This window comes from Proteus mirabilis ATCC 29906 (assembly GCF_000160755.1).
GTDB classification, from domain to species: domain Bacteria; phylum Pseudomonadota; class Gammaproteobacteria; order Enterobacterales; family Enterobacteriaceae; genus Proteus; species Proteus mirabilis.
The window spans coordinates 117,585-129,542 of record NZ_GG668582.1 but is presented as its reverse complement, the minus strand read 5'-3'; the positions used below and the strand labels follow the sequence as shown (position 1 = coordinate 129,542).

The 11,958-nt window shown below is 40.5% G+C and carries 12 protein-coding genes; 3 read left to right on the top strand and 9 right to left on the bottom strand.

All coding sequences use genetic code 11. From position 1 onward, the window contains the following. Window positions 1–28: 28 nt before the first annotated feature. The 9 genes from HMPREF0693_RS15595 to rpmH form a co-directional block, all read right to left on the bottom strand. The gene (locus tag HMPREF0693_RS15595; protein ID WP_004246518.1) at window positions 29–958 is read right to left on the bottom strand and encodes a metallophosphoesterase; all 930 of its coding nucleotides are present in this window, start codon (window positions 956–958) and stop codon (window positions 29–31) included. A gap of 184 nt (window positions 959–1,142) precedes the next feature. Next, window positions 1,143–1,607: a DUF1097 domain-containing protein gene (locus HMPREF0693_RS15590; protein ID WP_004246516.1), complete on the bottom strand. Its 465-nt coding sequence runs from the start codon at window positions 1,605–1,607 to the stop codon at window positions 1,143–1,145. A gap of 402 nt (window positions 1,608–2,009) precedes the next feature. After that, a complete protein-coding gene (locus tag HMPREF0693_RS15585; protein WP_004246515.1) occupies window positions 2,010–3,323 on the bottom strand; it encodes a type II toxin-antitoxin system HipA family toxin in 1,314 nt (437 codons plus the stop codon). Further along, complete coding sequence (locus HMPREF0693_RS15580) at window positions 3,324–3,581, bottom strand: helix-turn-helix domain-containing protein (RefSeq protein WP_004249771.1); 258 nt, start codon at window positions 3,579–3,581, stop codon at window positions 3,324–3,326. A 148-nt stretch (window positions 3,582–3,729) separates the two neighbouring features. Further along, window positions 3,730–5,094 carry a tRNA uridine-5-carboxymethylaminomethyl(34) synthesis GTPase MnmE gene (gene mnmE, locus HMPREF0693_RS15575; RefSeq protein WP_004246513.1) on the bottom strand — a complete coding sequence of 455 codons (1,365 nt, stop codon included), beginning with the start codon at window positions 5,092–5,094 and terminating at the stop codon, window positions 3,730–3,732. Window positions 5,095–5,231: 137 nt separating this feature from the next. Then, complete coding sequence (gene yidC, locus HMPREF0693_RS15570) at window positions 5,232–6,872, bottom strand: membrane protein insertase YidC (RefSeq protein ID WP_004246512.1); 1,641 nt, start codon at window positions 6,870–6,872, stop codon at window positions 5,232–5,234. A gap of 2 nt (window positions 6,873–6,874) precedes the next feature. Further along, window positions 6,875–7,135 carry a membrane protein insertion efficiency factor YidD gene (gene yidD, locus HMPREF0693_RS18675; RefSeq protein ID WP_012368639.1) on the bottom strand — a complete coding sequence of 87 codons (261 nt, stop codon included), beginning with the start codon at window positions 7,133–7,135 and terminating at the stop codon, window positions 6,875–6,877. Further along, entirely contained in the window at window positions 7,099–7,458 is a 360-nt protein-coding gene (rnpA, locus tag HMPREF0693_RS15565; RefSeq protein ID WP_004246510.1) for a ribonuclease P protein component, read from the bottom strand. The genes yidD and rnpA overlap by 37 nt, the downstream gene beginning before the upstream one ends. A gap of 17 nt (window positions 7,459–7,475) precedes the next feature. After that, window positions 7,476–7,619 (bottom strand): 50S ribosomal protein L34, encoded by a 144-nt coding sequence (gene rpmH / locus HMPREF0693_RS15560; RefSeq protein ID WP_004246509.1) that lies wholly within the window; start codon window positions 7,617–7,619, stop codon window positions 7,476–7,478. Window positions 7,620–8,341: 722 nt separating this feature from the next. Here rpmH and dnaA point away from each other — a divergent pair. From dnaA to recF, 3 genes are read left to right on the top strand one after another with little or no spacing between them, the layout of a single operon-like run. Next, window positions 8,342–9,742, top strand: coding sequence for a chromosomal replication initiator protein DnaA (gene dnaA / locus HMPREF0693_RS15555; RefSeq protein WP_004246507.1), 1,401 nt, complete (start codon window positions 8,342–8,344; stop codon window positions 9,740–9,742). A 4-nt stretch (window positions 9,743–9,746) separates the two neighbouring features. Beyond that, complete coding sequence (gene dnaN / locus HMPREF0693_RS15550) at window positions 9,747–10,850, top strand: DNA polymerase III subunit beta (protein WP_004246506.1); 1,104 nt, start codon at window positions 9,747–9,749, stop codon at window positions 10,848–10,850. A gap of 11 nt (window positions 10,851–10,861) precedes the next feature. Next, window positions 10,862–11,950 carry a DNA replication/repair protein RecF gene (recF, locus tag HMPREF0693_RS15545; RefSeq protein WP_004246505.1) on the top strand — a complete coding sequence of 363 codons (1,089 nt, stop codon included), beginning with the start codon at window positions 10,862–10,864 and terminating at the stop codon, window positions 11,948–11,950. Window positions 11,951–11,958 lie beyond the last annotated feature (8 nt).

Genomic DNA, 11,958 nt, shown 5'->3' with positions numbered 1-11,958 from the left:
AGAGACTCCTTCTCTGACGTAGTATTATTTAATTCCATTTTTCTATTAATTGAGGTGTACCTGATAAGCCGTTATAAACAGTGATAGATAGTTCAGTACCACGGATTTCTACGGCTAAATAATCTCCTTTAAATAGCGCACCACTATTATAAACTGGGACATCGCCGAAGATCTCACTGCCACCATAACGGTTATCTTGACCAACATAATGGGTATGCCCAACAAATACCGCCTTTACCCCGTAATGTTCTAGCATATATTTAAAGAAGGTCAGCTCTTCTTGAGATGATTTTTCTGGGAAGTGTTGGTTTCCATCATGGAAGTTTAATATGATGGTTTTATTGCTATTTCGCGCCTGAATTAAATCTTTTTCTAACCAATCAATAGAATCTGTGACATTAATAGTTGAAGCTGACCAGTGATCGAGCACCACATGATAAGTGGGATAGTTTTGTAATTGCACAAAATGAATATCACCATATTCCCAAGAGTAAGCCTTACTACCTGAATATTCGCTACTATCGTATCTAAAATTACCTGAAGTCGCATAATTACGATATTCTTCAATACGGTAGTGCATATCAAAAACCATGCCCCTTGCACAGGCATTCATACTGTAATCGGCATTACTCGGCTCTGCACAGTCCCCCACATTGTTTTGATAGTCGTGATTACCAAGTCCAACATAGGTATTAAATCCTAAAGGTGAAGGGGCAAACAGTGCACGAAAACTCTCACGTTGGGAGCGACGGCCAAATTCTGTTAAGTCACCATTTATAATGCCAAAAGCAAAAGATTTTTCACGGTGTAATGCTTGAATACTGTCTCTAACGCTTTTTACGGTGGTTTCCCAACGGGATTGATCATTATTGGGGTCATTATTATCCAGATCTAGACGCCAAGGTTGTGGATCTGACATGACAATAATATTGTAATCAGTAGATTGTGTTGTTGTCATTGCGATACTCCTTGTTACATTTTTATGGGTTAGCCCCCTTTTTGACCTAAATAGCCATAAACTACAATTGCAAAGTTTATTAGTGGACTGTGAGAAACATTGGAGAAAGTAGTGAAAAAGAGAAAGCGGCGCTCTAGAAATAAAACCTATAGAGTTACCGCTTTTTTATGGTGAGGTAAATTGATTAAATGGCTTTCTTCTGTGATTTATTCGCGATCCACAGTCCGCTCATTTTCATCGAGTAACCAAATAAAATACCGAGAATGAGTGAAAGGATAGTTTGTGTTAAATCACCTTGTGCGGCAAAAATAGTACATGCGCCAATAAAAGTACCCGGAATATAAGCCAGTAATGTGCTTTTAGCTTGTACACACATTACAAAGGCAATTACACCGGTGACGGCGTAGCCAAAAACCGCACTATCATTAAACAGTTGGCTACCATAAATAATCGCTAATGCCCAAATAACACCACTCATAATAGTCGCAATCGTCACGACTAAGCCTTTAAAACCTTCTTTAGGGTAGGCGAAATAAGCCGTGCAACCTAAAAAACCAGCCCAACTTAATAAGTCAAATTGGCTAGCAACAAATGCCCAAATGGCAGAAAGAATGCCTGTTGTCAGCGCAGTAAAATAAAGCGTTCTCACGATAGACTCTTAAAAGTAGTAGGGATATTTACCCTGTTAACTAAAGGTGAAGTTTAGCATTGTCATTAGTTGATTTACTATATTTAGATCATTAAACATCATCATTTAAATAACAATTTTTTTGCTATCTGAAATCTATTTATCTATTGAAAAATAAAAAGATAAAGTAAACGATTGCTTTATTAGATTTGTAGTTAAATAAAAAATAACCAAGTATGTTGTTTGATATATATTATTAATAGGTTAATTAAAATCGAGTATATAAATAATATAAGAAATAAAAATAATTAATTTATGACACTCTTTTTGAAAAAAGCATTACCTAACTTTATATCGTATATATGTAATTTTTACCTGCTATAACCGGTAAAGTAATATTTACACGCTATAGCAGGTAAATGGCTAAATGTTAGCTAATCTAACAGCGCGTGCTTTCATTCCATCTAATATTGTATTGCTAATCTCAGAAGGGAAATCCTCGGGTAATTGCTGTTTTACGCGTTGTATGACATCGCCCATTTCTTGATAAAAATAACGAAGAATATCGCTCATTAATGAAGGATCGAAACCGACAGCTTCAGCTGTTTGGTAGAAATGACGAGGAAAAATTTGTTCTATTGCGTATTTTTTGCCTCGGCTTGCTTTTAATCCCATAGCAAGTTTTGCATCTCGTGGATTAAGTCCTCGTCCTCCGAAATTGGGATAGATGGACATAATGTCATAAAGGGGAGTGAGATGGAAACGTCCTTCTTGGTTGATAAAAACAGAAAAATTCTTTGCGTGTCCATCCGTTGCAGCCAAAAGCCAAAATAGCACTTGTGCCTTCATAAAATGAAAACGATCTTGATCGGCATTTGATGAGCCAAGTAAATATTTCATAATATCGATAATGCCAGGCCCTCCTTCATTTTCATATTTTAGCGCAGAAGGTATATTTAAAATTTGGCAAAAATCTTCTTGAGGTAAACGTATTATCCACGATTTATCAGATGAATATTTTCTATCAAAACGTTCTACAGCAAGCGCTTTAACATTTTTTGTTTTAATAATAGAGCAGTGGGGGACGGGAAGATCAAATTCTTTGGCAATTAAGGTACAAAGATACTCATTTTCTACACTATTGGATAAATCCATTGTATAAGAATGACTTTCAATAACACCAATTGGCAGTTTAATAATATGGGTAGTTGGTGTGTTATTATGTGGCACACACCAATGATTATCTTTTAAAAGTAATGCTGTTTTTTCTTGTGCTCCAGCGATGGAAATTCTGAAATCAGTATATTCTTTAAGCATACCGAGTGGAGTATTGGATTTATATCCTAGTAGAATTTTTTCAAGCTCAATATCATTGAGTTTTTGATATTCTATTTTTTTGATATCCGCAGGCGTACTGCCACTAGGAAGTAACCTTAATGCACCAACAGTATCTGCACCGATAGCCGCTAATAGGTCAAAGGGTTGATTTGAGTTCGCATTATAGCGACTCACAATACGATTTCTAATTTCAGTATTATCAGGTAACAGATTATCAAAGAAATTATAGACACAGTCTCCTTGATATTCTTGAAGCTGTAATGGCATCGAAAGAGAGATGGGACGACTTCCTGGTTGATTAACCCAATCTTCAGTATATTGGAATGAATGCGCACCTGAGCTTTTTTTAGTAAAGATGCCCACATAGTATTCATTCATATATACATCAAGACTCGCCATTTACCACTCCTCTTTCCATTCACTTTTGTGTGCTAAATTATTTTTAGCATCTTTAGGATGAATTTCCATCTCTAAATTTAGTGCGGAGAGCAGTTTGAAAAAGGTTTCTAGTTTGGTGGAATTAGGATTAAGTTCAAAATTGGACACGGTATCTTGTCGGATCCCTACTTTTTGGGCGACTTTACTTTGAGACAGTTTTTTTGTTAATCGGACATCTTTTAGATGCACACTGAGTTGATAGGCATTAATTATGATCATCATCTTCTACCGGTTATAGGCGTTAATATCTAATATACCGGTTATAGCGTGTAGATCAAGATTTAATGGTTATAGCGTGTAGAGTTATAATTACCTGCTATAACCGGTAAAGTAATATTTACACGCTATAGCAGGTAAAGTTTGGTCGTTACTTCCCAATACAGAAACTAGAGAAAATTCGCCCTAATAAATCATCCGATGTAAATTCACCAGTAATTTCGCTTAATGCTTGTTGAGCAAGTCTTAACTCTTCTGCTAATAGCTCACCTGACTTGGCATAAACCAATTGCTGATAGCCTTGTTGTAGGTGTTCAGCGGCTGTGTTTAATGCTTGTAAATGACGACGGCGCGCTAAGAAGCCCCCTTCAGTATTGCTGTTAAAGCCCATGGCTTCTTTAAGGTGTGAGCGTAGTAATTCAATGCCCATTCCATCACGGGCAGATAAACGGATCATCGGATAGTCACCTTGCGAGGTGATCTCGGCAGGTTCACCCGTTAAATCTGATTTGTTGCGAATAACGGTGACCGGCAGTGTGCTAGGTAAACGAGCCATAAACTCAGGCCAGATCTCTTCCGGTGTCGTCGCCTCGGTGGTGGTACTATCAACCATAAAGAGGACTCTATCTGCTTGCTCAATCTCTTGCCATGCACGCTCGATACCAATACGTTCTACTTCGTCACTGGCTTCACGTAAACCTGCTGTATCGATAATATGTAATGGCATACCATCAATATGGATATGTTCGCGTAATACATCTCGTGTCGTACCCGCTATATCGGTGACAATGGCCGCTTCTCTTCCCGCTAATGCATTTAATAAGCTTGATTTACCGGCATTAGGGCGCCCGGCAATGACGACTTTCATTCCTTCACGTAATAGGCTGCCTTGGCGCGCTTGCGCACGAACATCGTCTAATTGACTGATAACCGTATTGAGTTTGCCCTCAATCACCCCGTCAGAAAGAAAGTCTATCTCTTCATCAGGGAAATCAATAGCCGCTTCAACATAGATACGCAAATTGGTTAAGGACTCGACCATCTCATTAATATGAGAGGAGAAAGCACCTTGTAAAGAGTTAATCGCAGAGCGTGCCGCTTGCTCTGAACTGGCATCAATTAAATCGGCAATCGCTTCAGCTTGCGCTAAATCGAGTTTATCGTTTAAGAAGGCTCGCTCTGAGAACTCACCGGGCTTAGCAATACGGATACCGGGAATTTGTAGAATACGCTTTAAGAGTAAGTCGAGAATAATTGGGCCACCATGGCCTTGTAGTTCTAAAACATCTTCACCCGTAAAAGAGTTAGGATTAGGGAAGAAAAGGGCGATACCCTGATCAAGCACTGAGTTATCTTCATTGCGAAAAGGAAGATAGTCGGCATAACGTGGCTTAGGTACTTTGCCTAAAATAGTTTGTGCCACAACAGCCGCTTTAGGGCCAGAAACGCGTAGGATACCAACACCGCCTCTTCCAGGAGGTGTGGCCTGAGCGACGATAGTATCAGTGCTATGCATGGTGAACTCGCTTAATCAGAATAATCATTAATCGTATAAAAATAAAAAAACAGAAGGCGGCCTATTAGACCGCCTTCACTATTTTATGTCACTTTTCTTTGAATGTAACCAAAGAAGAGGTTTTTCCTGATGTGACCTTATTTTTTGTCTCTACTATGTAGCCCACGTTTTTCCAGACCGCGGTAGATTAACTGCTGCTGGATAATGGTTACTAGGTTACTGACGATATAGTACAGAACCAGACCTGATGGGAACCACAGGAAGAATACAGTAAATACAACCGGCATAAAGGTCATAATTTTTTGTTGCATCGGATCAGTGACTGCTGTTGGTGACAGTTTCTGAATGATGAACATCGTCACACCCATTAATAATGGCAGGATATAGTACGGATCTTGTGCTGATAAGTCTTGGATCCATAATATAAATGGTGCATGACGTAATTCAACCGAGCCCATTAACATATAGTATAAGGCAAGGAAGATTGGCATCTGGATAATCAGCGGTAAACAACCACCAAGAGGATTAACTTTCTCTTGTTTGTATAATGCCATCATTTCTTGGCTCATACGTTGTTTATCATCACCAATACGCTCACGAAGTGCCGCCAGTTTTGGTTGCAGTAAACGCATTTTCGCCATAGAGGTGTATTGCGCTTTCGTGAGTGGATACATAATACCACGAACGATAAAGGTGATCATGATGATGGAGAAACCCCAGTTACCGATAAAGCTGTGCAGGAATTTCAGCAGCTTAAACAGTGGCTGAGAGATAAACCATAACCAACCATAGTCAACAGATAGGTCTAAATGTGGTGCGATTGCAGACATTTCAGACTGGATCTCAGGCCCGACCCATAATGTTGAAGTGATATCCTGTGTGCTATTCGGTGCAACAGTAATAGGTGCTGATTTATAACCAATCAGTGCGATAGATTTATTATCTAAAGTGATAGAGTAGAAGTTGTTATTCTGACTATCTTTAGCTGGGATCCACGCGGTTGCGAAGTATTGTTGTAACATCGCAATCCAACCATTGTTGGTTGTGATAGAAAGGTTTTTATCTTCGATATCACCAAAGCTATATTTTTTATAGTTGGTTTCATCTGATGAATAAGCCGCACCACGATAGGTATGTAGCGCAAAGTTGCTACTTCCAGTATCACGGTGTTCTGGTAACTTAACAGATTGTTTTAACTGACCATAAAAGTTCATTGTCAGTGTTTTATCTGTTGGGTTCTCAACTTTGTATTCAATACCAATGTCATACTGACCTTTTTTCAGAATAAAGGTTTTGACGAATTTCACGCCTTCTTCATTCACAAAAGTCATAGGCACACGTAATTCATCTTGGTTTTCACCTAAGATAAATTCTTGTTGTGTGGCACTGTAGACAGGGCGAGATTTCTGATCTGGACCATCAGGGCCAATTAAGCCACTTTGAGCCTGATACAGGAATTGAGGTGTAGTTTCCAGTAAACGGAAAGGGGTTTTTGAATTAAGCTCGGCGGGATAGGCTAACAAATCAGCCTCATCGATAGTACCGCCCTGAGTATTGATACGAAGATCAAGTACGTCAGTTTTTACGGTAATCAATTTTGCCTGCTCATTGCTGTTACCAGTCACAGCAAGACTATCACTGCTTGGCATGTCCGCTTGTTGCGAGACCTGAGTAGTAGTGGTGGTGTTTTGTGATACTTTATCACCCTCCCACTGCTGCCAGATCAGGAAAGAAACGAACAGTAAAGCGATGAATAGAAGATTGCGTTGCGAATCCATCGTTAATTTTCTCTGTTATCGTCGTTTTTTCTAGGTGGGACAGGATCATCACCACCTTCGTGTAAAGGGTGGCATTTTAATATGCGTTTCACTGTTAACCAACTACCTTTTATCATTCCAAACCTGCGCAATGCCTCAATACCATAATGAGAGCACGTAGGATTGAAACGACAACGAGGCCCCAACAGAGGACTAATCCCCAGTTGATAGCCCCTAATCAGCAAGATCAGGATTTTTGAGCCAAGCGACAATGACGACGCCATAATTTACCCAACACTTCCGTCAATTGGTGGTTATCAAGTTCAGCTACCCCCTTCCTTACTAATACCACAAAATCCATAGCAGGTAATTGATGCTGATGTAAACGAAAGTATTCACGGGCTAATCGTTTAATCCGATTACGCTCATGAGCACGTTTAACGTTTTTCTTTGCGATAGTTAGACCGATGCGGGGATGCCCCAGCTCATTCTGGCGACCCAAAATTGTAACTTCTGGTGAACTCGCACGCTGTGGCTGCTGGAAAACAAAATTGAAATGCTTGGGAGTTAACAAACGTAACTCCCTTGGAAAAGCGAGCTTAACCACGGAATGGTTAGCTTTTATTATTTCGAAGAAACGGTCAGACGAGCGCGGCCTTTCGCACGACGGCGAGCCAGAACCTGACGACCATTTTTAGTGGCCATACGAGCGCGGAAGCCGTGGTTACGGTTGCGCTTCAGTACAGACGGTTGAAAAGTGCGTTTCATAGCGATTTCTACCTACTTTATATTATTACTGATTCAGCAAATGCGTTGACAGACAGGAGTGCAATAAATAAACAAACCAGTACTTCAATCGCAGCATCAATGATGGAAAGATGCGGGATTGTAATAAAATCACTCAAATGCGTCAATGAAGATGACGTTTTAAGTACCGATTTTTGTCGTCTTTTTTAGCAAACCCGATTATCAATCCTTACTTATGCGCAACGCTCGCTCTTATCGACACCCTAAAAAGGGAAGATAAAGGGCGAATTGTTGGTACAAGCACGCAGGGTGCAAGATTATACGGACTCAGGGTGAAAGCGCAAGGATCTTTGGTGGATCATCATGCAGATAATTGATCATCCTTTATAAGAAGAGCAGAAATTTACTTACAGAAAGTTATCCCCAATTGCTATTTATAGGGTGACTCAAGTACACTAGAACTCCCTTACCTATTTATTTCGGAGAATTATCACAAATAGGTAAGCCTGTGGATAAAAACCATAAAAACTGTGTAAAAGAAAGAGGATCTTCGTTTCATTTTGCGATATGATCCCCCGTCACGATCAGAACAACCAGTCTGCGATCGTGAAGCACGATGTAAAAATCGTGGTCATCAAAGTTGTTCCTTATTAAGAATTGAAGAGGAACGGTGTTGTGTACCTAAGTGTTTAATCACATTTTTCCTGTTTATTTTTTAGTCTTGTTTTTGAGGGGAGTCCGCCGTGTCACTTTCGCTTTGGCAGCATTGTCTTGCCCGATTGCAGGATGAGTTACCTGCCACTGAATTTAGTATGTGGATACGTCCCTTGCAGGCAGAACTAAGCGATAACACGCTGGCACTGTATGCACCTAATCGTTTTGTGTTAGATTGGGTAAGAGAAAAGTACATTAATAATATTAATGCGTTATTAGTCGACTTTTGTGGTTCTGATGTCCCTTCGTTGCGTTTTGAAGTGGGGAATAAACCTGTATCAGCACGTACCACCGAGAGTGTTCCCAAAACCGTGACACATCCCGCGGTTAATTCCACACCGACTAACAGCCAGCCTGTGCGTCCTAGCTGGGATAATCAACCGCAATCCCAGTTACCTGAACTTAATTATCGTTCTAATGTTAATCCTAAACATAAATTTGATAATTTCGTTGAAGGTAAATCGAACCAACTTGCTAGAGCTGCCGCAAGACAAGTTGCTGATAATCCTGGAGGAGCTTATAACCCACTGTTTTTATATGGGGGAACGGGTCTGGGTAAAACGCATCTATTGCATGCGGTGGGCAACAGTATTATGGAACGTAAAGCCAATGCTAAAGTTGTTTATATGCATTCGGAACGTTTCGTGCAAGATATGGTAAAGGCGTTACAAAATAATGCTATTGAAGATTTTAAACGCTACTATCGCTCTGTAGACGCGCTATTAATTGATGATATTCAATTTTTTGCCAATAAAGAGCGTTCACAAGAAGAGTTTTTTCATACCTTTAACGCTTTGTTAGAGGGAAATCAGCAAATTATTTTAACCTCAGACCGTTATCCTAAAGAGATTAACGGGGTAGAGGATCGATTAAAATCGCGCTTTGGTTGGGGATTGACTGTAGCCATTGAACCACCAGAATTAGAAACGCGTGTGGCGATTTTGATGAAAAAAGCGGACGAAAATCAAATCCAGTTACCTGATGAAGTGGCGTTTTTTATTGCTAAACGACTCCGCTCTAACGTCCGTGAGCTAGAAGGTGCATTAAACCGAGTAATAGCTAACGCAAATTTTACCGGTCGAGCTATTACCATCGACTTTGTGCGTGAAGCATTACGTGATTTACTCGCATTACAAGAGAAACTCGTTACTATCGATAATATTCAGAAAACTGTAGCAGAATATTATAAAATTAAGGTAGCGGATTTGTTGTCGAAGCGACGATCCCGATCGGTTGCCCGTCCGAGGCAAATGGCAATGGCGCTGGCAAAGGAATTAACAAACCACAGCTTGCCTGAAATCGGGGATGCCTTTGGTGGTCGTGACCATACTACGGTACTGCATGCTTGCCGAAAAATAGAGCAACTGCGTGAAGAAAGTCACGATATCAAAGAAGATTTTTCTAACTTAATCAGAACATTATCATCCTAGCGCTATGAAATTTATCATTGAACGAGAACAGCTGCTAAAGCCGCTGCAACAAGTCAGCGGCCCTTTAGGCGGTCGCCCAACTTTACCTATTTTAGGCAACCTGTTGCTTAAGGTGACGGAGAATACCTTATCGCTAACAGGTACAGACCTTGAGATGGAGATGATGGCAAGAGTGAGTCTTAGCCAATCTCATGAAATCGGTGCAACGACTGTTCCTGCGCGTAAGTTTTTTGATATTTGGCGCGGATTACCTGAGGGAGCAGAAATCAGCGTAGAATTAGACGGTGATCGCTTACTCGTTCGTTCAGGAAGAAGTCGTTTTTCTTTATCGACACTCCCTGCGTCTGATTTCCCGAATTTAGACGATTGGCAAAGTGAGGTTGAATTTACTTTGCCACAAGCCACTCTAAAACGTTTGATTGAATCCACACAGTTTTCAATGGCGCATCAAGATGTGCGTTACTACCTCAACGGTATGTTATTTGAAACGGAAAACACGGAATTGCGCACGGTTGCTACTGATGGTCACCGTTTAGCGGTCTGTGCCATGGATATTGGACAATCTTTACCCGGACATTCTGTTATTGTGCCACGTAAAGGTGTTATTGAACTGATGCGTTTACTTGATGGCAGTGGTGAGAGTTTATTACAGTTACAAATTGGCAGTAATAATTTACGCGCTCATGTAGGCGACTTTATTTTTACCTCGAAACTGGTTGATGGTCGTTTCCCTGACTATCGCCGCGTATTACCGAAAAATCCGACTAAAACAGTTATCGCAGGTTGTGATATCCTCAAACAAGCGTTCTCTCGTGCGGCGATTTTATCGAATGAAAAATTCCGTGGGGTGCGTATTAACCTCACTAATGGACAATTAAAAATTACCGCTAACAACCCTGAACAAGAAGAGGCAGAAGAAATTGTTGATGTTCAGTATCAGGGGGAAGAGATGGAGATCGGTTTTAATGTGAGCTACCTTCTTGATGTGTTAAACACACTCAAGTGTGAAGAGGTAAAATTATTACTGACTGATGCTGTTTCAAGTGTACAGGTTGAGAATGTGGCAAGTGCAGCCGCAGCTTATGTTGTTATGCCGATGCGCTTGTAATCACGATTAATATGATTTTATCCCGTTTATTGATCCGCCATTTTAGAAATATTGAACAGGCTGATTTGCCATTAGCGGATGGTTTTAATTTTCTTGTAGGACCAAACGGGAGTGGGAAAACCAGTATACTTGAAGCGATTTACACATTAGGCCATGGACGGGCATTTCGTAGTGCCCAAGCGAATCGAGTGATCCAGCATGATGAAAATGCGTTTATTTTACATGGGCGTTTAAGTGGCCTTGATGAAGAAAGTCGCGGTTACTCGATTGGTTTAAGTAAAGATCGCGAGGGTAACAGTACGGTACGTATTGATGGTAGCGATGGGCATAAAATTGCAGAGTTAGCGAAGTTATTACCGATGCAATTAATCACCCCTGAGGGGTTCACATTACTTAATGGTGGGCCTAAATATCGTCGTGCTTTTATCGATTGGGGTTGTTTTCATAATGAGCCTCGATTTTTTGCTGCATGGTCAGATTTAAAACGCGTCTTAAAACAGCGTAATGCAGCACTCAGGCAAGCGTCGTCTTATCGACAACTCTTACCTTGGGATAAAGAGCTTATCTTACTGACAGAACAGATAAGCCAATGGCGAGCTGAATATACAGAAGATATCGCCAAAGATATTGAAGAAACGTGCCAATTATTTCTCCCTGAATTTACCTTGAAAGTCAGTTTTCAACGAGGATGGGATAAAGAAACCGATTATGCACAGTTGCTAGAACGTCAATTTGAACGTGACAAAGTGTTATCATATACCTCGTTAGGTGCTCATAAAGCGGATTTACGTATTCGTGCTAACGGCACTCCGGTAGAAGATATGTTGTCACGGGGTCAGCTTAAGTTGTTAATGTGTGCATTAAGGCTGGCACAAGGTGAATATTTCACTCGTAAGAATGGGCAAAGATGCCTGTATCTGCTCGATGATTTTGCTTCTGAATTAGACGCAAATCGGCGCCAGTTGTTAGCCGAGCGTTTAAAGTCTACGCAAGCTCAAGTGTTTGTCAGTGCAATCACTTCTGGGCAAGTTAAAGATATGCTAGATGTAAATAGCAGGCTATTTAGCGTAGAACATGGCAAAATAGAGGTTAAACCATAGGAATAAAG